The 22,483-nt window shown below is 69.0% G+C and carries 20 protein-coding genes; 7 read left to right on the forward strand and 13 right to left on the reverse strand.

What is annotated here, in order from left to right:
• Nucleotides 1–3: 3 nt before the first annotated feature.
• From ACFPIH_RS20580 to ACFPIH_RS20615, 8 genes are all read right to left on the reverse strand, one after another.
• On the reverse strand, nucleotides 4–882 hold the full coding sequence (locus ACFPIH_RS20580) for a carbohydrate ABC transporter permease (protein WP_381173445.1): 879 nt from the start codon (nucleotides 880–882) through the stop codon (nucleotides 4–6).
• Nucleotides 872–1,882, reverse strand: coding sequence for a carbohydrate ABC transporter permease (locus ACFPIH_RS20585; protein WP_381173443.1), 1,011 nt, complete (start codon nucleotides 1,880–1,882; stop codon nucleotides 872–874). Before ACFPIH_RS20585 ends, ACFPIH_RS20580 begins: the two co-directional genes overlap by 11 nt.
• Nucleotide 1,883: 1 nt before the next feature.
• Nucleotides 1,884–3,191, reverse strand: a complete 1,308-nt coding sequence (locus ACFPIH_RS20590) for an ABC transporter substrate-binding protein (RefSeq protein WP_381173441.1) — start codon at nucleotides 3,189–3,191, stop codon at nucleotides 1,884–1,886.
• Between the two features lie 153 nt (nucleotides 3,192–3,344).
• Nucleotides 3,345–4,391, reverse strand: a complete 1,047-nt coding sequence (locus tag ACFPIH_RS20595) for a LacI family DNA-binding transcriptional regulator (RefSeq protein WP_381173439.1) — start codon at nucleotides 4,389–4,391, stop codon at nucleotides 3,345–3,347.
• 103 nt (nucleotides 4,392–4,494) lie between these two features.
• Nucleotides 4,495–5,511: a 1-aminocyclopropane-1-carboxylate deaminase gene (locus ACFPIH_RS20600; RefSeq protein ID WP_381173437.1), complete on the reverse strand. Its 1,017-nt coding sequence runs from the start codon at nucleotides 5,509–5,511 to the stop codon at nucleotides 4,495–4,497.
• Nucleotides 5,512–5,524: 13 nt separating this feature from the next.
• Nucleotides 5,525–6,181: a GntR family transcriptional regulator gene (locus ACFPIH_RS20605; protein WP_381173435.1), complete on the reverse strand. Its 657-nt coding sequence runs from the start codon at nucleotides 6,179–6,181 to the stop codon at nucleotides 5,525–5,527.
• A 281-nt stretch (nucleotides 6,182–6,462) separates the two neighbouring features.
• On the reverse strand, nucleotides 6,463–7,929 hold the full coding sequence (locus tag ACFPIH_RS20610) for an alkaline phosphatase PhoX (RefSeq protein WP_381173433.1): 1,467 nt from the start codon (nucleotides 7,927–7,929) through the stop codon (nucleotides 6,463–6,465).
• Between the two features lie 260 nt (nucleotides 7,930–8,189).
• Entirely contained in the window at nucleotides 8,190–9,617 is a 1,428-nt protein-coding gene (locus ACFPIH_RS20615) for a hypothetical protein (RefSeq protein ID WP_381173431.1), read from the reverse strand.
• A gap of 295 nt (nucleotides 9,618–9,912) precedes the next feature.
• On the opposite strand from ACFPIH_RS20615, the gene ACFPIH_RS20620 reads away from it, so the two are divergent.
• Nucleotides 9,913–11,739 (forward strand): endonuclease/exonuclease/phosphatase family protein, encoded by a 1,827-nt coding sequence (locus ACFPIH_RS20620; RefSeq protein ID WP_381173429.1) that lies wholly within the window; start codon nucleotides 9,913–9,915, stop codon nucleotides 11,737–11,739.
• 13 nt (nucleotides 11,740–11,752) lie between these two features.
• Here ACFPIH_RS20620 and ACFPIH_RS20625 read toward each other — a convergent pair whose 3' ends face one another.
• Nucleotides 11,753–12,481, reverse strand: a complete 729-nt coding sequence (locus ACFPIH_RS20625) for an SRPBCC family protein (protein ID WP_381173427.1) — start codon at nucleotides 12,479–12,481, stop codon at nucleotides 11,753–11,755.
• 20 nt (nucleotides 12,482–12,501) lie between these two features.
• Nucleotides 12,502–13,119, reverse strand: a complete 618-nt coding sequence (locus ACFPIH_RS20630; RefSeq protein ID WP_381173425.1) for an ArsR/SmtB family transcription factor — start codon at nucleotides 13,117–13,119, stop codon at nucleotides 12,502–12,504.
• 151 nt (nucleotides 13,120–13,270) lie between these two features.
• Between ACFPIH_RS20630 and dapA the strand changes: the two genes are divergently transcribed.
• The 5 genes from dapA (at nucleotide 13,271) to ACFPIH_RS20655 (ending at nucleotide 20,054) form a co-directional block, all read left to right on the forward strand.
• A complete protein-coding gene (gene dapA / locus ACFPIH_RS20635) occupies nucleotides 13,271–14,167 on the forward strand; it encodes a 4-hydroxy-tetrahydrodipicolinate synthase (RefSeq protein ID WP_381173423.1) in 897 nt (298 codons plus the stop codon).
• A gap of 192 nt (nucleotides 14,168–14,359) precedes the next feature.
• The gene (locus tag ACFPIH_RS20640; RefSeq protein ID WP_381173421.1) at nucleotides 14,360–15,793 is read left to right on the forward strand and encodes a tyrosine-type recombinase/integrase; all 1,434 of its coding nucleotides are present in this window, start codon (nucleotides 14,360–14,362) and stop codon (nucleotides 15,791–15,793) included.
• Nucleotides 15,783–17,462, forward strand: coding sequence for a hypothetical protein (locus tag ACFPIH_RS20645; protein WP_381173419.1), 1,680 nt, complete (start codon nucleotides 15,783–15,785; stop codon nucleotides 17,460–17,462). Before ACFPIH_RS20640 ends, ACFPIH_RS20645 begins: the two co-directional genes overlap by 11 nt.
• Nucleotides 17,459–19,636: an integrase gene (locus ACFPIH_RS20650; RefSeq protein ID WP_381173417.1), complete on the forward strand. Its 2,178-nt coding sequence runs from the start codon at nucleotides 17,459–17,461 to the stop codon at nucleotides 19,634–19,636. The genes ACFPIH_RS20645 and ACFPIH_RS20650 overlap by 4 nt, the downstream gene beginning before the upstream one ends.
• Before the next feature lie 37 nt (nucleotides 19,637–19,673).
• Nucleotides 19,674–20,054: a hypothetical protein gene (locus ACFPIH_RS20655; protein WP_381173415.1), complete on the forward strand. Its 381-nt coding sequence runs from the start codon at nucleotides 19,674–19,676 to the stop codon at nucleotides 20,052–20,054.
• Between the two features lie 74 nt (nucleotides 20,055–20,128).
• Here the strand turns inward: ACFPIH_RS20655 and ACFPIH_RS20660 are convergent, their stop codons facing one another.
• Complete coding sequence (locus tag ACFPIH_RS20660; protein ID WP_381173413.1) at nucleotides 20,129–20,560, reverse strand: DUF4259 domain-containing protein; 432 nt, start codon at nucleotides 20,558–20,560, stop codon at nucleotides 20,129–20,131.
• Nucleotides 20,561–20,575: 15 nt separating this feature from the next.
• Nucleotides 20,576–21,112: a DUF4240 domain-containing protein gene (locus ACFPIH_RS20665; protein ID WP_381173411.1), complete on the reverse strand. Its 537-nt coding sequence runs from the start codon at nucleotides 21,110–21,112 to the stop codon at nucleotides 20,576–20,578.
• Between the two features lie 184 nt (nucleotides 21,113–21,296).
• On the opposite strand from ACFPIH_RS20665, the gene ACFPIH_RS20670 reads away from it, so the two are divergent.
• Nucleotides 21,297–21,785, forward strand: coding sequence for a hypothetical protein (locus ACFPIH_RS20670; RefSeq protein ID WP_381173409.1), 489 nt, complete (start codon nucleotides 21,297–21,299; stop codon nucleotides 21,783–21,785).
• 11 nt (nucleotides 21,786–21,796) lie between these two features.
• Here the strand turns inward: ACFPIH_RS20670 and ACFPIH_RS20675 are convergent, their stop codons facing one another.
• The gene (locus ACFPIH_RS20675) at nucleotides 21,797–22,465 is read right to left on the reverse strand and encodes a maleylpyruvate isomerase N-terminal domain-containing protein (RefSeq protein WP_381173407.1); all 669 of its coding nucleotides are present in this window, start codon (nucleotides 22,463–22,465) and stop codon (nucleotides 21,797–21,799) included.
• Nucleotides 22,466–22,483: the final 18 nt, after the last annotated feature.

Consider the following 22,483-nt stretch of genomic DNA (forward strand, 5'->3'; position numbering starts at 1 on the left):
GGCTCACATCTTCGTCGCCCCCGCCGCGAGGTCCCGCAGGAAGTGCCGTGCCCCGATCAGGAAGACGACGATCAGCGGGATCACGCTCATCAGCGCGCCTGCCATCACCAGCGAGTAGTCGGTGTTGTAGAGGACGTTGAGGTTGGCCAGCGCCACCTGGAGGGTGACCTTCTCGGGATCGATCATGACGACCAGCGGCCAGATGTAGTCGTTCCAGAGGCCGATGAAGGTGAAGATGCCGAGGAAGGCGAGGGCCGGGCGGAACAGCGGCAACGCGACCTGCCAGTAGAGGCGGAAGAAGCCGGCGCCGTCGATCCGTCCGGCGTCCAGGAGTTCGTCGGGCAGCGAGTTCTGCGCGTACTGGCGCATCCAGAAGATGCCGAAGGCGTTGGCGGCACCGGGAATGATCAGCGCCTTCAGTGAGCCGGCCCAGCCGAACTCGGCCATGGTGACGAACTGCGGCACCAGCGACAGCTGCGCCGGGATCATGTACGTGACCAGGAGGGTGCCGAAGAGGAACTTCTTCGCGGGGAACTCGTACTTGGCGAAGGCGAACGCGGCCAGCGAGTCGAAGAACAGCACCAGCACGGTCCCGAGCACGGCGACCACGACGGTGTTGAGCAGCGAACCCCAGAAGTCCACGGTGTCGAGGACCCGCCCCATGTTGTCCAGGAGATGCGTTCCCGGCACCAGCTTGGGCGGATAGCGGTAGATGTCCTGGGTGGTGCCGGAGGCCATCACCACCAGCCAGTAGAAGGGGAGGAGCGAGATCAGCACACCGAGCAGCAGCGCCGCCCGGACACAGACCCGGGTGAGCCTGCTGCCGGCTCCGATGGCGAGCCCGGCGTTGCCGGTCGCCCTCTCGTGGGAGTCAGCGGCCATTGCGGGCCCCCTTCCGGCGCAGCAGACGGGGACGGTCGTCGCGGTCGGAGCCGGAGACCAGCCGCCAGTTGACGATGGTGAAGACCGCGATGATCGCGAAGAGGAGCCAGCCCATCGCGGCGCCGTAGCCGAACTGGTGGTCCTTGAAGGCCTTCTGCCACAGATAGAGCACGATGGTCATACCTTCCTGGCCGGGTCCGCCCGTGGTGCCGACGTCGTCGGACTGGAAGAGCACCTGGGACTCGGTGAAGATCTGCAGGCCGTTGATGGTGGAGGTGACGGCGGCGAAGAGGATCACCGGCCGCAGCTGCGGCACCACCACCCGGAAGAGCGTCTGCCAGCTGTTCGCGCCGTCGACGCGGGCGGCCTCGAAGTGCTCGGTGGGGATGGCCTGGAGGCCCGCCAGGAAGATCAGCGCGTTGTAGCCCACCCACCGCCAGATGATCATGATGGACAGGGCCGACTTGATCCCCCACTCGGAGGACAGCCAGCCGACGCCGTCCAGTCCGACGGCCCGCAGCGCCGAGTTGGCCAGGCCGCTCTGGGCGAAGACCGAGCCGAAGACGATGGTCATGGCGACCATCGAGGTGACGTTGGGGACGAAGTACGCCACCCGGTACGCGCCGGTGAACCGGACCTGCGAGTGCAGCAGGAACGCCAGCACCAGGGCCAGGAACAGCATCGGGACGGTGGACAGGAACCAGATCTCGAAGGTGTTGAGCACCGAGTGCCAGAACACCGAGTCCTCGACCAGCCAGCCGTACTGCTTCAGGCCGACGAAGCGCATGTCGCCGATGCCGTCCCAGTCGTGGAAGGACAGGTACAGCGAGAAGACCACCGGGAAGGCGCCGAAGACGGCGAACAGCACATAGAACGGGGAGATGGCGAGGAGGGGCGGAAGGCTGCGTCCGCGTCCGCGCGGGGCGGTGGAGCGGAGACGGCGAGCAGGGCGCCGTTCGTCCGCCGCCGGCGCGCCCGCCGGGTCGAGCACCGTGGCCATGTCAGCTCACCCCCAGCCGGGACAGCGTGGTCTCGGCGGTGTCCACCGCGTCACGCCAGGCCCTGTCGGGGTTCTTGCCGAGCATTTCCACGTTGGTCAGCTCCTGGAAGAAGGGGGTGTTGGCGGTCTCCTCGTAGGGGCTGAAGTAGACAACCGGGGCCTTCTGGGCGGCGGGGCCGAAGACGTCGATGGGCCGCTGGCCGCCGAAGAAGGCGTCGGGCGCGTGCATCGCGGAGTCGGCGTAGGCGGCCGGAGTGGTGGGGAACAGGGCCATCTCCTGGTAGCTCTTGAGCTGGTTCGCCGGGCTGAGCAGCCACTTCAGGAAGGCGAAGGCGCCCTCCGGGTCCCGGCAGTAGCGGGTGAGGGTGACGTACGACCCGCCGTAGTTGGCCGGGCCGTCCGGCATGGTGGTCAGCCGCCAGGTCCCGGAGGTCTTCGCGGCGGCTTCCTTCAGGCCGTTGATCGCCCACACCGCGGTGGTCATGGTGGTGACCCGGCCCCCGCTCATGGCCGCGTTGTAGTCGGGTGTGCCGTCCGAGATCCTGGCGCTGAGCCCCTGGCGGAGGATCTCCACGGACAGGTCCCAGGCGCGTCGGACATGCGCCTGGTCGCCGATGAAGCGGTTGTCGGCGTCCACGAACTGCTTGGTGCTCTGGAGCAGGACCTGCTGGAAGACGTTGCCGATGTTGCTCACCAGGTACGGCTTGCCCGGTGCCTTCGCCCGGAGCGTCAGTCCGGCGGCGAGGAACTTCTCCCAGGTGGAGGTGGCCTCGGCGACCTCCTGCGGCTCGGCGGGCAGTCCGGCCTTCGCGAAGAGGTCCCTGCGGTAGTAGAGCGCGGTGGGGCCGGCGTCGAGGGGGAAGCCGATCATCCGGCCCGACGGGGTGAAGCAGCTCTTCCACTTCCAGTCGAGGTACTGGTCGCGGACGCTCTGGGCGCCGAGCGTCCGCAGGTCCAGGAACTCGTCCTCGTCCGGGAAGAACGTGGCGAGGTTGTCGGAGTTCACGACCGTCAGGTCCGGCACATAGGCACGGGCGGCCAGACTGGTACGCACTTTGGAGTCGATGTCGCCGTCGGGGATCTGCGCGCCCTTCACCCTCAGCCCCGGCACACCCGGTACGGCGCGCTCGGCGGTGGCGAGCAGTTTGTCGCTCAGCGCGCCCTTCCAGTACCAGAGACTGAGATGGTCCGTGCCGGCCGAGGCCGAGCCGCTGCTCGCCCCGCATCCCGACAGGCCCAGCAGGGCTCCGCCGACGCCACCGAGGGAGACCCCCAGCAGACTTCGACGGGACAGCGTTCGGTGTGGCATGGGCGCGCACTCGCTTTCCGGGCACGACAACGATGTCGGGGCCTCCGTGAACGTTCACGTGAACGTTGCCGTCGAGTATTGAGGCGGCCGAAAACGAGTGTCAAGACACCTGCGTCGGTAATGTGTTGACACCATGCCAGCCGGGCGGACGGGTCAGGCGGAGTCTCGCACGACCAGTTGGGGCTGCACCCACGCGTGCGCGCCGCTCAGCGGCTCCTCGCCGGCCCTCAGTCGGGCGACCTGCTCGACGGCGAGCCGTCCGAGCCGGCGTTTGTCGATGTGCAGGGTGGTGAGGGCGGGCTCCACCAGTTCACCCAGGGACAGCCCGTCGAAGCCCAGGACCGCCAGGTCGTCGGGCACCTGTCGGCCACGGCGCCGGGCGGCACGCATCGCACCGACGGCGATCAGGTCGTTGAAGCCGAACACCGCCGTCATGTCGGGCCGCTTGTCGAGGAGTTGTTCCATGGCCGTCTCCCCGGACGCCACGCTGTGGCCTCCGGAACACAGCACGATCCAGCTCTCGTCGACGGGCAGCCCGTGCCGCCGGACCTCGGCCAGGAAGGCCTCCCGTCGGGGGCCCGGGGCGCCGATCCGGTCGCCGTCCAGCATGCCGATCCGGCGGTGTCCGGTACGGACCAGGTGGGCGATGCCCTGTTCCAGGCCGGCGGCGGCGTCGATGCCGACGGCCGCGAACCGGGTCTGCTGCGGGCCGCGTTCCAGCAGGACGATCGGTATGCCGCCGATGTGCCGGGCGAGCACCTCGTCCTCGTTCTTGAAGTAGCCGACGACCGCGTCCGCCTGGTGGGAGAGCACGTCCAGGGCCTCACGCTCCCTGACGCCGTCGGTGCGGGTGTCCCACACCACCACCTGCCAGCCGCGCTGTTCGGCGGCCTCCAGCACCCCGGCGGCCACCTCGGGGAAGAAGGGGTTCATCAGGTCCGGGATCACCAGTCCGGCCGTCACCGTCCCCTTGCGCACGAGTCCCCGCGCGAACCGGCTCGGCCGGTAGTCGAGGAGCCGGGCGGCCTCCAGCACCCGCTCCTTGGTGGCCGGGTCGATCTCGCCCTTGTCGTTCACCGCCCGGGACACCGTCTGGCGCGACACCCCGGCCAGCTGGGCGACGTCATGGATGGTGGCCCGGCGGCGGGGGCCGTCGGACGCGTCGGAGAGCGGCTCCCGCTGCTGCTTGTCGGCCCACACGCAGTGCACTGTATCCGGCCACCGGGAGAACGCGGTCCGCACGGGCGGGCCCGGGGGCCGTCCAGAACAGCGCGCGGCACGCACGGGCGGACCCGGGGGCCGTCTAGAACAGCGCGCTGTACGCGTTCAGGGCCGGCTGGCCGCCGAGGTGGGCGTAGAGGACCGTGGAGTCCGGGCCGATCTCCCCGCACGCGACCAGATCGATCATCCCGGCCATCGACTTCCCCTCGTAGACGGGGTCGGTGACCATGCCCTCGGTGCGTGCGGCGAGCCGCATCGCCTCCAGGGTCGTCTCGTCCGGGACGCCGTAGATCCCGGCGTGGTAGCGCTCGTCGAGTTCGACGTCCTCGACGGTCAACTCGCTGCGGACTCCTATGAGTCGACCGGTCCGGTGGGCGATGCGGGCGATCTGCTCCCGGGTCTCGGCGGGCTTGGCCGAGGCGTCGATACCGATCACCCGGCGGGCGCGCCCGCCCGACTCCTCCAGTGCGGCGAACCCGGCGACCATCCCGGCCTGCGTCGAGCCGGTCACCGAGCACACGATCACGGTGTCGAAGAAGACGCCCGACTCCCGTTCCTGCTCGGCGACTTCGTACGCCCACCCGGCGAACCCGAGCCCGCCGAGCGGATGGTCGGAGGCCCCGGCCGGAATGGCGTACGGCTTCCCGCCCGACTCCTCGACCTCCCGCAGCGCCAGCTCCCAGCTCTCCTTGAACCCGATCCCGAACCCGGCCCGCACCAGCCGTACGTCCGCCCCGGCCAGCCGGCTGATCAGGATGTTGCCGACCTTGTCGTACACGGAGTCCGGCCACTCCACCCAACTCTCCTGTACCAGCACGCACTTGAGCCCGGCGCGGGCGGCGCAGGCGGCGACCTGACGGGTGTGGTTGGACTGCACTCCGCCGATCGAGACGAGGGTGTCGCAGCCCTGGGCGAGGGCGTCGGCGACCAGGTACTCCAGCTTGCGGGTCTTGTTGCCGCCGTACGCGACACCGGAGTTGCAGTCCTCCCGCTTGGCCCAGAGGGCGGCTCCGCCGAGATGGGCGGTGAGCCGTTCCAGCGGGTGGACCGGCGAGGGGCCGAAGAGCAGGGGGTAACGGTCGTACGAGGAAAGGGACATGGGGTCTCCCTGGTCAGTCGTCGTCGGCCGGATCGGCCAGGTCGGCGAGGTCGGCGAGGCTGCGCCAGATCTCCGCCGTGACCCGGACGGCCTCGTCCACGTCGCCGGCGGCGCAGGCCTCGATCAGCCGCTCGTGCAGCCCCGTCGAACGGCAGTTGCCGCCCTCACCGAAGCGGCGGCGCTCCAGGCGGCGGACGAGCGGTGTGTAGCGGGCGATCGTGGCGGCGGCAGCGCGGTTGCCGGCGGCGCGGACGAGGACGTCGTGCACCTCGTCGTCGGCCTGCAGGGCGCCGTCCACATCGCCTGTGCGTACAGCGGCGGCGAACCGTGTGTTGGCGGCGCGCATCGTCTCCACGTCGGCGGCGAACAGGCCGGGCACGGCGACGCGGGTCACCAGCTCGTGCATGGCGCCGACCACGGCCGCCGCGTCCCGTACGTCGGCGGCGACGACCGGCGTCACCCGGGTGTAGCTCTGCGGCTTGCTCTCCAGCAGCCCCTCGTCGACCAGCCGCGCGAACGCCTCCCGCACCGGCGCCCGGGACAGCCCGAGCCGCTCGGCGAGATCGGCGTCCCGCACCACCGCACCGGGCTCGATGGCCCCGGTGACGATGGCATCCCGGATCGCCGCGTAGGCGCGATCCCTGAGCAGAGTGCGTGGCACGGGCTCCATGAACTGAAATGTTAGATGTCAGTTCGCGTGAGCCACAAGGGCTGGGCGATGGAACGGGAGACGGCTGCGGCTTGCGTGGCCGGCGTTTCTGGTGCGCTGGGTATGTATGTGGGGGGCTGGGGGCGACGGAGGCTGACCGACGTGCTGGAGAGCGGGCCGGCTGCGGCGCTCGACGCGGGTGGGAGACCGGCGCGGCCCCGGGTACCCCGGCGCCGCGCCGCCGCCGTCCGCCGTCCGCCGGGTCGGGCTCGATGCGGGTGCCGGTGCCCGGTTCGGGCCGGTTACCGCTTGTGGCGCTTCCAGGGGCCGGTAATCGCCAGCATGATGCCCGGGTCCTGGATGTTGGCGAACAGGGTCCGGCCGTCGGGCGAGAAGGTCACGCCGGTGAACTCGCTGTACTCCGGCTCGTCCTCGGTGCCGATGTTGAGGTCGTTGCGGGCGATCGGGTAGGTGCGCCCGCTGTCGGTGGCGCCGAACAGGTGCTGGACGCCCTCGCCGTCCTCGGCGATGACGAGCCCGCCGTACGGGGAGACGGTGATGTTGTCGGGGCCGTCGAAGGCGCCGTCGACGGACGGGTCAGGGTTCACACCGAGCAGCACCTTCAGGGTGAGGGTGCGGCGCTTGGGGTCGTAGAACCAGACGGCGCCGTCGTGCTGGACGGGGCTCTCGTCACGGGCGTAGGAGGAGACGATGTAGGTGCCGCCGTCGGCCCACCACATGCCCTCCAGCTTGCGGGCGCGGGTGACCTGGCCGTCGGTGAACTGCTTGCGGACGGGGGTGGTCTTCGCGTCGCGGTCGGGGACGGTCACCCAGTCGACGCCGTACACGGTGCCGATCCTCGTGGCGCGGGAGAGGTCGTCGACGAACTTGCCGCCGGAGTCGAAGCACTTGAACGCCTCGAGGACACCGGCGTTGTCGGCGAGGGTGCGCAGCTTGCCGCGGCCGTGGTGGAAGCCGGCCGGCGGGGTCCAGCGGTAGAGCAGGCCGTTGGGGCCGGAGGCGTCCTCGGTGAGGTAGAGGTGGCCTCGCCCGGGGTCGACGACGACCGCCTCGTGGGCGTAACGGCCCAGCGCCTTGACGGGTTTGGGGTTCTTGTTGGCACGGCGGTCCTCGGGGTCCACCTCGAAGACATAGCCGTGGTCCTTGGTCATGCCGTTCTGGCCGGCCTTGTCCTCGGTCTCCTCGCAGGTGAGCCAGGTGCCCCAAGGGGTGTTGCCGCCGGCGCAGTTGGTGGAGGTGCCGGCGATGCCGACCCACTCGGCGACATGGCCGCCGGGGCGGACCTCGACGACCGTGCAGCCGCCGGACGCGGCGGGGTCGTAGACCAGGCCCTCGGTGAGCGGCACCGGGTACTTCCAGTCCGCCCGGGGGCCCTTCAGCTCGTGGTTGTTGACCAGCAGGGTCGCGCCGCGCGGGCCGTCGAAGGTGGAGGTGCCGTCGTGGTTGGACGGGGTGAACTCGCCGGACTCCAGCTTGGTCTTTCCGCTGTAGGTGACGATCCGGTACTTGAACCCGGCGGGCAGCGCGAGGATGCCGTCGGGGTCGGCGACCAGCGGTCCGTAGCCGACTCCGCCGTGGTGACCGGCTGCGCCGTGGTGACCGGCCGCCGACTCCTCTGTCGTGGTCTCGGTCTCCGTGGACGCGAGGGCGTTCGGCGCGGTGGCGAGTGCGCCGACACTGCCCGCCAGTGCGACCCCGGCACCGGTGAGCGCGGATTGGCGGGTGAAGTCCCTGCGGGTGAGCGACATGGTGTCTCCTGATACGGGGGGTGTGCCGTGGAGGATGGCGGAGCACGGTCCGGCGTTACCGTTCCGCCCATGCCTGAACGGGGGTTGAACAGAGGATGTTTTCGGGTGTCCCGGTTCCATGAATCCGTACAACCCGAGTCACTGGATCGCCAAACAGCCTCCTCGATGACATCACCCGGAAAGCTCAGCCGCCCCACCAGACCGCGCCGCGAAGACGGTGGTCAGCCACCCCACCACGACCGCGCCCGCGAAGACCGTGGTCAGCCGCCCTGCTGCGACCGCGCCTTGAAAGCGGCCTTGCGGGCCTCCTTCGCGATCCGCTTGTCCGGGTGGAGGCGGCCCATCGCCTCCAGGACGTCCGGGGTCGCCGGGTGCTCGACCCGCCAGGCCGCCGCGAAGAAGCCGCTGTGCTGCTGGGCCAGCCCCTCCACGAGTGCCTGGAGCTCCTCGGAGTGGCCCTCGGCGGCGAGCTGCGCGGCCAGGGTGTCGATGGTGAGCCAGAAGACGAGGTCCTCGGAGGGGGCCGGTACGTCCGTCGCGCCCAGCTCGGTGAGCCACACCCGGGCGAGTCCGCCGAGCTCGGGGTCGTCGAGGACTTCGCGTACGGCGGGTTCGGCGGCGGCGCCGACGAGCGAGAGGGCCTCCTGGCAGCGGAGCCGGCGCAGCGGCGCGCCGGGGTCCGAGCCGCGCGCGGCGGACAGCAACTCGCGGGCGGCGGCGACGGGTTCGCGGCGGGCCAGCCACTGCTCGGTCTCCGCGCGGGCGGCACGCGGCCCGTACGCGGCACTGCCGTCGAGGAGGGCGTCGGCGCCCTTGTCGGAGAGTTCACCGACGGCCGGGGCCGTGAAACCGGCTTCCAGCAGGCGCGCCCGCAGCCCGTAGAGGCCGAGCGGGGTGAGGCGGACCATGCCGTAGCGGGAGACGTCGGTCTCGTCGACGGGAGTCGCGGCGCCCTCCTCGGGATCGGCCATCAGCGCCTCGTCGACGGGCTGGTAGACGACGAGCCCGATCGGCTCCAGCAGCCGGAACTGGTCGTCGAGGCGCATCATCGCGTCGGAGACCTGTTCCAGCATGTCGTTGGTGGGCTCGCCCATGTCACCCGGGACGATCATGGACGCGGCGAGCGCGGGCAGCGGGACGGGGCCGTCGCCGGGGCCGTCCTCGCTGCCGGTGAGCAGGTAGAGGTTGCCGAGGACGCCGTCGAGGAACTCGGCCTCGCCCTCGGGGTCCCAGTCGAGCTGGGAGAAGTCGACGGTGCCGCCCTCGTCCATGACGTCGATCACGGCGTCGAGATCGGGTACGGCCGCGTCGGCGATCACCGACTCCAGGGCGCCGAGCCAGACGGTGAGCACGTCGTGCGGGGTGCCGTCGGTGATCAGGGCGAGGTCCTCGCCGGCCATGACCGTGTCGGCCTGGTCGTCGACGACCTCGAGGAGGCCGACGTCCATGGTGACCCGCCATGCCTCGCTCACGAGGGCGGCCGCGTCGTCACCGGTGAGTCCGAGCACCTCGGCGGCGGCCGGCAGCTGCTCCTCGACGAGTCCGCCCCCCGCGTCGACACGGGTGTCGGGGCCGGCCCAGCGGGCGAGCCGGACGGCCCGGGAGAGCAACGGCGTGGACAGCGCGTCGCGCGCCAGCTCCGCTTCGGTGTGCAGCCGTACGGGCGGCAGGGGGGAGCTGTCTGACATCGGCGGGTTCTCCTAGGACACTCAGGCACTGAGCCACTCAGCCTAGACGGATATCGCCCCATGCCGCCCGGTTCATGTTCACGTCAGGATCCGTACATGGCTGAAACCTTGACAACTGACCTGGCCAGGCACGAGATTGACGCGCGTAGAAACTCGCTGGACAGCTGTACACCCGTTTCGCGGGTTCCGCCGATTTATCTACGCGCGTCGCGCACCGCTTTCCACCGGTCGCGGCCCCGGAAACCGTGCTCCACTCCTCGTCCCGGCGCCATGTACGTCCCCCGGAGGGATCCCCTTGCCGAGCAAGAAGTCCGCGCGTCTCGCCGCGCTCACCGTCGCCGCCGTCTGTTCCGCGGCCTCCACCGTCGCCCTGACCTCGCCCGCGCACGCCGACACCGTGGCGATCCATGACATCCAGGGCACGACCCGGCTCTCGCCGTACGCCGGCCGGGCCGTCACGGGTGTGGCCGGAATCGTCACCGGTGTGCGCGCCTACGGCTCGTCCAGAGGGTTCTGGATCCAGGATCCGAACCCGGACGCTGACCCGGCCACCAGTGAGGGCGTGTTCGTCTTCACCAGTTCCATCCCGAAGGTCGCCGTCGGCGATTCGGTCACCGTCTCCGGCACGGTCTCGGAGTACGTCCCGGCCGGTACGGCGTCCGGAAACCAGTCGGTCACCGAGATCACCAAGCCGACGGTGACCGTCGTCTCCAGCGGCAACCCGGTCCCGGCCGCGACGGTGATCGACGCGAAGTCGGTGCCGGGCAAGTACACCCCGGCGGGCGACGCCGCCGCGGGCAACTCGGTCAACGGCGTCACCCTGCGGCCCAAGAAGTACGCCCTGGACTACTACGAGTCCCTGGAGGGCATGAACGTCCAGGTCGCGGACACGCGCGTGGTCACCGCCACCGACCCGTACACCGAGCTGTGGGTGACGGTGAAGCCGCGCGAGAACGCCACCGAGCGCGGCGGCACGCTGTACGGCTCCTACACCTCGCAGAACACCGGCCGGCTCCAGATCCAGTCGCTCGGCGCGACGGCCGACTTCCCTGTCGCGAACGTCGGCGACACCCTGGCCGGCCGGACCACCGGCCCCCTGGACTACAACCAGTTCGGCGGCTACACCCTGGTCGCGAACACCCTGGGCACGCTGAAGAGCGGTGGCCTGGAGCGGGAGACGACCCGTAAGCAGCGCACCGGCGAGCTGGCGGTCGCGACGTACAACGTCGAGAACCTCGACCCGTCGGACGGCACGTTCGAGGAGCATGCGTCCGCGATCGTGAACAACCTGAAGTCGCCCGACATCGTGTCCCTGGAGGAGATCCAGGACAACAACGGCGCGACGGACGACGGCACGACCGCCGCCGACGTGACCGTGAACAAGCTGATCGACGCGATCGTCGCGGCCGGCGGCCCGACGTACGACTGGCGATCGATCGACCCGACGAACGACACCGACGGCGGCGAGCCGGGCGGCAACATCCGCCAGGTGTTCCTGTTCAACCCGAAGCGGGTCTCCTTCACCGACCGCGCGGGCGGCGACGCCACGACGGCGGTCGGTGTGAAGAAGGAGCACGGCAAGGCGGCCCTGACGGTGTCCCCGGGCCGTATCGACCCCGCGAACACCGCCTGGACCAGCAGCCGCAAGCCGCTGGCCGGCGAGTTCGTCTTCCGTGGCCGGACGGTCATCGTGATCGCCAACCACCTCAACTCCAAGGGCGGCGACCAGGCGTTGCACGCGCAGTACCAGCCGGTGGTGCGCAGCTCGGAGGTCCAGCGCCACCAACAGGCCACGCTGGTCAACGCGTTCGTCAAGGGCCTCCTCAAGGTGCAGAAGGACGCGGACGTCATCGCGCTCGGCGACATGAACGACTTCGAGTTCTCCGACACCACGAAGATCCTGGAGAGCCACGGCGCGCTCTGGTCGGCGATCAAGTCGCTGCCCAGGAGCGAGCGTTACACCTACGACTACCAGGGCAACCAGCAGGTCCTGGACCAGATCCTGGTGAGCCGGTCGATCAAGCGGTCCTCCGACTTCGAGTACGACAGCGTGCACATCAACTCGGAGTTCCACGACCAGGTCAGCGACCACGACCCGCAGGTGCTGCGCTTCGAGCCGTAGGCCCGTCAGGCGCTCAGGGGCTGAACACCCCGTCCAGCCAGCCCTGCCAGGCGCTCTCGTTCGCCTTGGCGTCGGCGTCCGCGGCGAAGTCGTGGACGCTGACGCCGACCGGGGCGCCCCAGTGGTTGCGGCCGAAGATCCGCACGAGGGCGCCCTCGGTGCGCAGTCCGACGAAATACGGGTTGCGGTAGTCGAGTACGGCGTCGAACTCCCGGGGTCCGCGCACCGTCACCCGGGCGCCCGTCGCCGTGTCGTCCGCGAGGCCCAGGGCCCGCTCGACGGCGGTGAGCGCGTCGGGCGCCTTGGACGCCTCGGGTCCGTCGAGCTGGGCGAAGGTGACGGGGCGGGGCGCGAAGTGCGTGAGGTACTCGCGCAGGGTGTGCAGATAGAAGTCGGTGTGCCTGCTCGCTCCGTCGTACTGGTTGTCCCAGTCGTCGGTGAAGATCCCGCTGTGCACGTACCGCACCCAGGCACGCCGGCCGCCGTCGCGCGACTCGATGACGTGCTCGAGCTGGTTGACGCTCTGGACGGAGAACCCGACGTCCTCGCTGCGGATGGTGAGGTGGTGCGGCGGGTCCCAGGCGGCGACCGTCGACCCGAACGCCGCGGTGCCGCCCACCCGGGGCTCCGGCGCCTCCATCGGCCACAGGTAGCCCCCGGTGCCGTTGGTGATCGCCTCCCACACCTCCTCCGGCGTGGCGTCGACCTCGAACTCGCGGACGATCTCGAATTCCTTGGACATGGCTGTCTCCTGAACGGTGCTCATTGCTCTGTCGTGTCGGCGATCTCTGGGTTCTGCGGCTTGACCGTGGGATGTACGGCGACGACGATCCGGTGGTCCCGGCCGCTCTCGGCGCCGGGGGCGTCGTACTTGCGGATCAGGGTGGTGACACCGGCGGTCAGTTCCTGGATGAAGGCGGCGCGGTCGGCGGCGGAGGCGAAGCGGACCTCGCCGTCCAGCGCGTAGGTCGCCAGTCGCTGCCGGGCCCTCGTGGCGCCGGTGATCAGCGAGCCGACGTCCCGCACCAGCCGGGCGCCGAGCGCGAGCAGCCAGCGCGCGGAGAGCTGGTCGCGGAAGCGGTCCGGGTCCGGCTGCACGGCGGCGAGCGCGAGCGGTGAGATCACGTACGACGCGGCGGTCGCGCGCATCAGCCGCTCGGTGACGTTGCCCTTGCGGCGCTCGCCGGCCAGTTCGACCAGGCCGTGCCGCTCCAGCGCCTTCAGGTGGTAGTTCACCTTCTGCCGGGGCAGCCCGACCCTTCCGGCCAGCATCGCCGCCGACGCGGGCCCTTCGGCCAGCTCGGCGAGCAGTCTGCCCCTTATGGGGTCCAGCGAGACGGCGGCGGCCTCGGGGTCCTCGATCACGGTGACGTCCAGCATGCGTCCACCGTCCCACCGAAAACTTTTTTTGTCCAGGAGGGAAGAGTTTTCGGTGAAACTCGTCAGCATTGCTTACTCGTCAGCGTTACTTATGGGTACCGCGTAGCAGATTTAAGTGGAGCTTCATCGTCGCGGCCCCGAAACTACCCCCATGACAACTGCGCCCTCCCCTCCCCTCTTCGGCCGCGCCCTCTGCGCGATGGTCACGCCCTTCACCGAGTCGGGCGCGCTCGACCTCGACGGGGCGCAGCGCCTCGCCGAACGGCTGGTGGGTCGGGGCTGCGACGGGCTGGTGCTGTCCGGGACCACCGGTGAGTCGCCGACCACGTCGGACACCGAGAAGGCGGAACTGATCGCGGCCGTACGGGAGGCGGTCGGCGCCCGGGCGTCGGTCGTCGCGGGTGTGGGCACCTTCGACACCCGGCACACCGTCGAACTCGCCCGGTCCGCCGAACGGGCGGGCGCGGACGGGGTGCTGGTCGTGAGCCCGTACTACAGCCGGCCCCCGCAGGACGCCCTGGAGGCGCACTTCCGGGAGATCGCCGACGCGTCCGGACTACCGCTGATGCTGTACGACATCCCCGCCCGCACCGGCACCCGTATCGAGCCCGACACCGTCCTCCGGCTCGCCGAGCACCCCCGGATCGTCGCCGTCAAGGACTGCTCCTACGACTTCCTCGGGACCCAGAAGGTGCTGGCCCGGACCGGGTTGGCGTACTACGCGGGCTGCGACGAACACAACCTCGCCCTGTACGCGGTGGGCGCGGCGGGCTATGTCAGCACGGTCGCCAACGCTGCCCCTGAGCAACTGCGCACCGTACTCGACCTGTTCGACGCGGGCGACACGGCCGGCGCGGCGGCCCTCCAGCAACGGGCCACGGAACTGGTGGAGTTGATGATGACCTCGGGCCTCCCGGGCGCGGTCACGGCCAAGGCCCTCCTCGACGACCTGGACCTCCCGTCCGGCCCGGTCCGCCCGCCCCTGCGCCCCGCCGACCGGAGGACGACCGAGGAACTACGGGCGGCCTACGAACGGTTGGCGGGCTGAGCGACCGGAATTCCAGGGCGCCGGACCCGTCGGCGGCCCTACCGTGAGCGGATGAGCCGTCCGCTGCTGTACCTCGACGTCGACGGGCCCCTTAGCTTTGCGGTTTGAGCGTGTCTCACTGTCTCACTCGCAAGGGTGACAATCCCACCGTTATCGCTTGCACTCCACGACGTCTCACATAACGTGCCGGGCGTGATCCTGCACTTCTTCTCCCCCACTGGCTGGAAGAACTGGGGCTTTCCATCGCGCCCCCTCATCCGAGACGGGATGCCCGTCCTCATCGATGAAGACCTCCGCTTCGAAGACGACAACGGCCCTCGGCCCACTGTGGCGATGAACCGGTGGCTCCAGGAGTTACCCGTCAGTGGAGCCCCCAGCCCCAACACTTGGCGGACCTACGCGCAGCAGCTCAAGTCCTGGTCCGAGTTCCTGGCCGCGCACAGTGTCAACGTGTTTGCCGACCAGTCTCGACTCCGCGCTGCACTGTCCGCCTACGCCGAACACCGTCTGTCCGGGCCCTTGGGAGCTCGGCTGGAAGGCACGAGCTGGAACCTGGCGGTCAAGACGATCGGCACCTTCTACGAGTGGTCCATGCGCAACGGGTACTGCACCGCCGTGCCGTTCAGCTACGCCGAAGGCTCGTACCTGCGGCCCGATGGCGTGCGAGTGCAGTCGGCACGCAATCTGGCGATTGTACGAGGCGCCAAGCGCCACGCCACCCGCAAGTACCTGGAGCGCCCCTACGCCGAGCTGCTGATGAACGCCTTGGCCGGCAACCATCCCGATGGTGAGCCAGACCGCAGCTTCCGCGGCCGGGAAACCGGCCGGAACGCGGCTGGAGTCGCCCTGGCTCTCTCTACGGGACTACGGCTGCGCGAGCTGTCCCACCTGACCGTGTGGGAGCTCCCACCGCTACCCCGGCAACACACCCCTGTACCGATCCCTCTGCCACTCGCTCCGCCTACAGCAAAGGGCAGCAAGGGACGGCAGACGTGGATCGACTACGAGGCTTTGGCCGGTGTCCACGACTATGTGTCGCTGGAGCGCGCCGCCTCCGCTGATGCCTCCCGCTGGCTGCCCGGAGATCCTCTGTACGTCGAAGAGCCCACTTATGCGGGTGCCCGCATCAACGGCACGTACCGGCGGTGGCACGTCCTCACCCCAGCCGAACGACGCCGTCTCGTCGCCCCCTGCGGAGGTAGCGCCTTGCTCGCCGTGCAGTCGGACGGCTCCCCCTTCGTGGACTGGGCCACTGTGTTGCGACGCACCTCAGCCCGCGTCCGCGAACGGTTCGATCCTGCGTTCCCGCACGTCTCCCCCCACATGACCCGGCACACCTTTGCCATGACCACCCTGGAGCGGCTGGTACGGGGCTACTACCAGCGGGCCGCTCAGCTCGTGGTGGACACCGACGGCGACAACGCCATGGCCCTCTACCTCACCAAGGCCGATCCACTGCTGGTTCTGCGGGACCTGATGGGACACGCCAGCGTCGCCACCACTCAGGCATACCTCCACTTGCTGGACACGCAACGGATCTTCCGCGAGGCATACGAGGAAACCTCCCCCACCCCGTGCGAACAGATCGAGGCCGCCACCGAATTCCAGGACAGCGATGCCCGCTGAACTCCGCCATCCTCTCGCCGTCCAATTCGTTCTTCCTGGGCAGCGCCCGTACCTCGGCACCCTCCACGAGCTCCCCGATGCCGTCCTCGCCGCCGATCTCGCCCAGGGGCTCATCTCCGCGACCCACCCCGTCGGGCCGATCCGTACTTACCGCGAGGCCAGGCATGCCGTCCGCTGCGCGCGCCACTTCGCCCGGCACTTGAGCGGTGCCGACTTCAGGGGCAGTCTCAGCGGCCTCACCCCCGCCCAGGTCACCCAGTACTGGCTTGCATCCGGGTTCACCTTCGAACGGCACAGCCGGATCATGCTGACCGGCTACCGCACGAACGGCGGCCAACTCCACGTCGGCATCCAAGCCCATCTCGATGGGCGGTCCGTCAACCGGATGCGCGACTCCACTCCCAACCGGCCCTACAGCGAAGCCGAATGGCGCCGCCTCGATGAGGCCACCAACGCCACCATCACCACCGCCTGGCGGGACCACCGCAAGATCCTGGAAGCCGCCGGCCGAGGAGCCGACCCAGCGACGCACGGCATCACCTTCGACAACCTCGCCTGGATGGTCCACCGCACCGGCCCCCTCACAGCCAAGGCCATCCGCACCATGATCCTGGCGGCTCCCACAACGGCAGAGAAGACGATTGCCGAAATCCGTAACGCCTTCCATCCCACGGCCCCGGTCGCACTCGCCTACAACCTACGTCTGGCGATGCTGACCGGCATCGTTCCGGACGGCATTGATGCCCTCACCTGCACCAACCTCACCCGCACAGGCCCTTCCACCGCCCTGCTGTCCTACTTCAAGGGACGCACCGGCCGCGAATCCCTCAACATCAACGGGCCCGCGGTCCGGCTCCTGGACCAATGGCTCAAGCACTCCGCGCTGCTCCGGGAGCACGCCGCAGACATCGCCGATGACATGTGGATCCACTATTCGGGCAGACACGGCCTGTTCTCGGCCCCACGCACCCCGTGGTGGCGAACACGGTGGGCGCAGGAGATTGGCCTGCTCGACGACAACGGACAGCCACTCGTCCCGCACAGCGGCCGGATCCGCGCCACCTACCACCACCGTCGCGACCGATCCGCCTGGACCGGTCGCACCACCATCGACCCGAACCACACCCCGACGGCCGAAGGCGACCACTACCTGTCCCACCACACCCCCGCGCAGGTGGACGCCATCGAGGGGGTCATCGAAGACGCCCAGCGAGACATTCGACGCAAAGCCGAGCCACCGGTCATCGTCACTCACCAGGACGCAGCCCGCTTCGTAGCCGACTTCCCTCGCCTCGCCGGGCAGAACGGGCTCGACGCCGACGCCGTCAAGCGACTGCTGGCCGGAGAACAGGATGTGTTTCTGGCCTCCTGTGTCGACCCTTACAGCAGCCCTCACGCCCCAGCCGGAACGCTGTGTCCTGCCCGTCCCTGGGTCTGCCTGCTGTGCCCGCTCGCGGTCTTCGCTCCACGTCACCTACCGAACCTGCTCCGCCTCAAGAAGTACTTCTCGGACCAGGCAAGGAATATGACGGCGCCGCAGTTCCTGGCGGTCTTCGGCCCTTACGCCGATCGACTCGATGCCGACGTACTGCCGCGCTTCAGTCCTGCGGCCATCCGAGCCGCCACCGACACCGCCTTCGCACCCCTACACCCGGAGGAGGCTCCATGAGCAGCGCCATTCCGCTGCCTCAAATCGACTCGAACCGGCACCCCTTCCGTGGGATGGACATCCTCCAAACCGCTGGATACCGCACCAAGCCCGGTATGCGCGGCCCCTGCTTCGATCAAGACATCTGGGACCTGACGGCGGTGGCCGACGCTCCTGCGTCCTGGCCCCGCAGCGAGAAGATCCTGGACTTCACCACCATCGCCAACCCTCGCTGGCGGACCGTCGCCCGTGCCTACCTGATGGCTCGCATCCTGCCCACCCACCCGGACGTCGCTGTTCTTCCACAGGCCTACCGAACCCCCCTCGCACTCCCCACCCTTCGTCACGAGGTCAATCGGCTGACAGCCTGGTTCAACCACCTCTCCGGGGCTGGGATCAGCAGCCTCTCGCTCGTCAGGCAGCCCCATTGCGACACCTACCTGAGCGTCATCTCCCGCAGCCGCACGGACCCGGAACGGTCCGTCACTCCCGGCACCGTCGCGGGATACGTCCTGACAGCCCAAGCTCTCATGGCCTACTCGCCGTTGCTTCCAGACTGCTACGCACCCGGCTTCCGTCCCTGGGGTGACCGCAGCGCCGCCGAAGTCGCTGGCTACGAACGCGCCGACGTCAATCAGACCGCCCCTGTGCCCGACGACATCCTGCGGCCCCTGCTCTGCAACTCGATCTACCTCATCAACGTGGTCGGGCCTCACGTCGCAGCCGAAGCCACCCGAGCCCGACAAGCCATCACCTCACGGGCAGGAATCAGATCCTCGCTGCGCCTCGATCAGTACTCGCAGGTCATTGATGAAGTACAGCGGCAGATGAGGGCAGGAGTTCCCGCCCCGCGCACCACACCCGGCTACATCGCCCGGCGACTCGCTGCGGGCTGGGGGCAGGACGACCCACTGCTGCCGTTCGCCTTCGACTCGTTCGTGAGGGACACCGCACTCTCGCTCTCCAAGAGGCGCGATCTGGAACGTCTCCGACCTCACCTGGAAGCCTGGATCAGGCAGTGCGGAACCGAGCCGCCATGGTGTCGGGATGCCACCGCTGTTCCCCGGGCCGATGACCGCTCCGCCGTTCCGTTCGCCATCCCTGTGGACCACTTCGGACTGGAGACCATGGTCCATGTCATCGCCAGCGCCGCGTTCTACCTCACCGCCGCGCTCTCCGGTATGAGGGCCTCCGAGCTGGCCGAGCTCACCGGCGGGGCCTGCCGACGCGAAGACCGCTCCCAAAGTCCCCGATTCTGGGTGGACTCCCGCCGTATCAAGGGAGAGGACTTCGGCGGGGTACCCGACTCCTGGGTGGTGATCGAAGAGGTTCACCGTGCCCTGGCCGCGGCCGAGGCCGTCACTGGAACCAAACTCGGCGAACTCCTCTTCTCTTCGGGAAGTAACTCCGGCAACCGCTATGCCGCTCTCCGAAACTGGGTCAACGGACCTTGCGGACAGCGTCTGGGCCTTGCCCCCATCCCTGATGGGCCGGTGCACCCGCGCGCTCTCCGCCGTACTCTCGCGCTGTCCATCGCCCAGCGCCCGCATGGCCTCCTGGCTGCGAAGTGGCATCTCAAGCACGTATCCGTGGCTACGACAGAGGGCTACGCCGCTCGGCCAGGCGGGCACCAAGCAGCGTTCCTCGCCGAGGTACAAGCCGAAGAGGAAGCCGAGCACACCCGACTGACCGTCGCAGCTTACGAAAGCTACCAGCAGGGGGAGCTACCGTCCGGCCGGGGAGCACGCGATCTCATCGCGGCCTTTCGTGCGGTGGATGAGGAACTGGCCGCGCACGAAACTCAACCCCCCGTCCTCACAGATGACCGGCGGCTCGAACGGCTACTCAAGACCAGAGCGAAGACCCTGCACGTGGGGGCTGCAAACTACTGCTGGTTCACCGACCCGAAAAAGGCTCTGTGTCTGACACTGGCTGGAACTCCGGACGCGACGGAACCGCTCATCGGCATGTGCGACTCTGCGCGCTGCCCGCAGGCTACCCACCATCCGCAGCACCGACAGACATGGGCGAACCAGGCAAAGAACACTCAGGCAGTGTTCCTCGGCAACCCGAGGCTGACCCCGCTGGAGCGGCGGCGGGCTGAGGACGCCTACGACCGAGCGATGCGGATCGTATACGCCATCGATGCCGCATCGACGGGCTTGAACAGCGAGGGGACCGACAGTGGCCAGTGAACGCCACGCCCAGGCGGAGGCCCGAATCCGGGCCGCGATGGAACAGCTCCTGGGCGGGGACATCCCCGAAGGGCTGAGGTGCGACATCAAGTCTCTGAGCACCCTGTCACGTGTCCCCAGAGCGACGCTGTACCGCACCTATCCACACCTCAAGCAGGAATTCGAGCAGCGACTGGGCCGGGTACGGGAAACCGGAGGCGAGCCGGACCCCCGGATTGTCCAAATCGACCGACTCAAGGAGGAAGTCGCCCGGCTACGGGGGCGGATCGCAGGCATGAGCCAAGAACTCTCCGAGGCAGAGGATCTCCGAACCACGGCTCTGTCCCGGCTGGCCGCCCAGCACGAGGAGATCGTGTTGCTGAGACGCGAGCTCAGCGACACCACCGCAGGAGGTCTGCGCATGGTGCCTCCGCGATGAGCCGAATCACCCAGGGGCGCAATGGCTATGTACGCGAGTAGCGGTTCCGATCAACCTTCTTGATCAGTAACGCTTTATGGCTCGATATCGAAAAGCGAGAGGGACGGTGGGGTCGGGGCAAGTACAGCACGAAGGCGGTTGAGCATTGTCTGCCATTGCTTCCAGTCCCCCGGATCGACCCAGTTCGAGGCCGGCCCAGCCTCGTCGCTGATGATGCGGGCAAGGGCGTCGTCAGCGAGCGTCCGAAGGTCGGCAGGAAACACGGGCATGGTGGATTCAGGACCGTACGGACTGTCGATGGGCTCGCCGCCTGGGCACTGCGCCCCGATCAATGCGGCGGCGGCCACCGCCTCTTCCGCTTCCGTGAGGTAGCCGGCGGCGTCCACGGTGCGGGTGAGGACACCGCGGATCAAAGCCTCGCGTTCTGCGGGCTCGGCGTCGTCGAGAGCATCGGCGAAGTCTGCGGCTGTGTCGTTGTCGAAGTGGCCGGTGTCCCAGGTGCCCATGATGATCTCCTTCCTTCAGCACAGGTAGAGCCCCGCGATGCGCGGGAGTCTGGCGGCGATCTTGCAGTCGTCCTCGAAGTCGAAGCTCCAGGCAGGATCGAGAGCGGGATAGTTGATCGTGAAGGCGTCTCCGGGAAGCTCTTCACCGGTTGCTGCTTTGTAGGCGTTCCAGGCGATGTTCAGGGTCTGCTCGTTTTCCAGATCGATGCCCTCGGCTGCCACAGCCCGGACAACCGGTAGATCGGCGAGCTGGTCGGCATCTGCGATGACCTGCTCGAAAGCCGTACGGCCTTGGGCGATCAGCCAACCACGGAAGTAGTCGAAGCCATCGTCGGAGCATCCGCCATTGATGACGTAGGCCGCAGCCCAAAGGGGAGCTTGGTAAGAGGCAGCCATCAGGTCCCACAGGATCTGCTGGGCATCGATGATCTGCTGGGGCTCATGGGCAGCCAGTAGTGCTACGGCCCGGTCGGCGATGTCCTCGGCATCGGTTGCATCGGTGGCTCTACCGCGGGCATGTTCCATCAGGTTCCGGAACTGTTCGAGATCCATGACCGCGCAGCATGGCACCCGGGTCTGACAGTTCCGCTGACGTCAAGGGTGTGACTCGACCGCACGCCCCCAGATCTTCGGCAAGGACTTCCGACCGCGCGGGCGGTTGCCTCATCCATGCCTGACGGTGCGGCCGATCCGTTCCCTCTGCTTCGTCTCTGCCCAGCCGCCGAAAGGTGCGGACATGTCTCATGCCCGCATAAGGCCCCTCAATCCGTACGCCGCCAAGCCCACGAAGCGGCCCGCGGGCTATACGACGATCAGGGCGTCGGTCCGCCCCGGGCGGCCGTTGCGGGTCTGGCTGAACCCCGGTCACGGTGCGGCTCTTCTGGACCTGCCCTACGAGCTGTGCTGGGCGACGACGTGGATGGCCGAGGCCAACCGGTGGATCGGGCCGGTGGTGGGGCTGCCCGAGCTGCCGTACGTCGACTTCACCGCGGTCCTCTTCGCCCACCGTGACGACCGGGTGCACTGGAAGACGGAGACGATCGTCGCCCACGCGGCGGGGCGCCCCTTCGCCTGGGTGGACGACGAGTTGTCGCCCGCGGACTCGGCGTACGTCGCCGGACATCACCCCGCGCCGGCCCTGCTGCACCACGTCAGCCCTCGACTCGGGCTGCGCGACGGGGACTTCGGCACCCTGGCCGAGTTCGCGGCCGGTCTGTCGACATGACGGAACGCGCGTCAGCCGAGTACCAGCGGGAGTCTCAAGGCCAGTTCACCGAGTTCGGAGCGCTCCGCGTCGGTGGCTGTCCGGCGGCCGGTGCCGACGAGGAGGGCGGTCTCGTCGGTGAACGACCGGGGAAACGGGCTGCCCGCGATGCTTTCCAGCAGGGCACGGGAGCGGGCCAGGCCCTCACCGGTCGGCCGCGTCACGTTCGCGCTCGCGCTCGGGAGGTGCGCGATCAGGTCCAGGTGGTGCAGCGTCCATTCCAGGACGTACGCGGTGAGGTAGTCGGCGACGGTGAGGACCTGGTCCTGGGTGCTCACCCGGGCGCCGGGGTCGGCCAGTCCGGCCGCGCGTCCGGCGGCGGAGCCGACGTCGTCGAGGTGGAACCTCAGCAGCGCCGGGTCCTCGTACGCGGCGGCCAGCCGGACGGTGAGCGCGTCGAGCGGGTCCTCACCGGTCGGGGGCTGGTCCGCGACGTGCCAGTAGGTCGCGGCGTTCACGGTCGGTTCCGTCTCGGCGGGCGTGACCAGGGTGATCAGGACGTCCTGCGCGTCGATGACCAGGTGGCACACCAGATCCCGCACCAGCCAGCCCGCGCACCCCGAGGGCCGCTGGAAGTCCTCGTCCGGCAGTTCGGCGACCGCCGCGCGCAGCGCCGTCCATGAGTGCGAGAAGAGATCCACACCGGCACGGTAGTGCAC

The organism is Streptomyces vulcanius, from assembly GCF_042653945.1.
Lineage (GTDB): Bacteria > Actinomycetota > Actinomycetes > Streptomycetales > Streptomycetaceae > Streptomyces > Streptomyces mangrovi.

What these genes read in the sequence shown, in the direction of transcription:
- ACFPIH_RS20580 (WP_381173445.1), bottom strand. Translation starts at nt 882, where the DNA reads ATGGCCGCTGACTCCCACGAGAGGGCGACCGGCAACGCCGGGCTCGCC.
- ACFPIH_RS20585 (WP_381173443.1), bottom strand. Translation starts at nt 1,882, where the DNA reads ATGGCCACGGTGCTCGACCCGGCGGGCGCGCCGGCGGCGGACGAACGG.
- ACFPIH_RS20590 (WP_381173441.1), bottom strand. Translation starts at nt 3,191, where the DNA reads ATGCCACACCGAACGCTGTCCCGTCGAAGTCTGCTGGGGGTCTCCCTC.
- ACFPIH_RS20600 (WP_381173437.1), bottom strand. Translation starts at nt 5,511, where the DNA reads ATGTCCCTTTCCTCGTACGACCGTTACCCCCTGCTCTTCGGCCCCTCG.
- ACFPIH_RS20605 (WP_381173435.1), bottom strand. Translation starts at nt 6,181, where the DNA reads ATGGAGCCCGTGCCACGCACTCTGCTCAGGGATCGCGCCTACGCGGCG.
- ACFPIH_RS20610 (WP_381173433.1), bottom strand. Translation starts at nt 7,929, where the DNA reads ATGTCGCTCACCCGCAGGGACTTCACCCGCCAATCCGCGCTCACCGGT.
- ACFPIH_RS20615 (WP_381173431.1), bottom strand. Translation starts at nt 9,617, where the DNA reads ATGTCAGACAGCTCCCCCCTGCCGCCCGTACGGCTGCACACCGAAGCG.
- ACFPIH_RS20625 (WP_381173427.1), bottom strand. Translation starts at nt 12,481, where the DNA reads ATGTCCAAGGAATTCGAGATCGTCCGCGAGTTCGAGGTCGACGCCACG.
- ACFPIH_RS20630 (WP_381173425.1), bottom strand. Translation starts at nt 13,119, where the DNA reads ATGCTGGACGTCACCGTGATCGAGGACCCCGAGGCCGCCGCCGTCTCG.
- dapA (WP_381173423.1), top strand. Translation starts at nt 13,271, where the DNA reads ATGACAACTGCGCCCTCCCCTCCCCTCTTCGGCCGCGCCCTCTGCGCG.
- ACFPIH_RS20645 (WP_381173419.1), top strand. Translation starts at nt 15,783, where the DNA reads ATGCCCGCTGAACTCCGCCATCCTCTCGCCGTCCAATTCGTTCTTCCT.
- ACFPIH_RS20650 (WP_381173417.1), top strand. Translation starts at nt 17,459, where the DNA reads ATGAGCAGCGCCATTCCGCTGCCTCAAATCGACTCGAACCGGCACCCC.
- ACFPIH_RS20655 (WP_381173415.1), top strand. Translation starts at nt 19,674, where the DNA reads ATGGAACAGCTCCTGGGCGGGGACATCCCCGAAGGGCTGAGGTGCGAC.
- ACFPIH_RS20660 (WP_381173413.1), bottom strand. Translation starts at nt 20,560, where the DNA reads ATGGGCACCTGGGACACCGGCCACTTCGACAACGACACAGCCGCAGAC.
- ACFPIH_RS20665 (WP_381173411.1), bottom strand. Translation starts at nt 21,112, where the DNA reads ATGGATCTCGAACAGTTCCGGAACCTGATGGAACATGCCCGCGGTAGA.
- ACFPIH_RS20670 (WP_381173409.1), top strand. Translation starts at nt 21,297, where the DNA reads ATGTCTCATGCCCGCATAAGGCCCCTCAATCCGTACGCCGCCAAGCCC.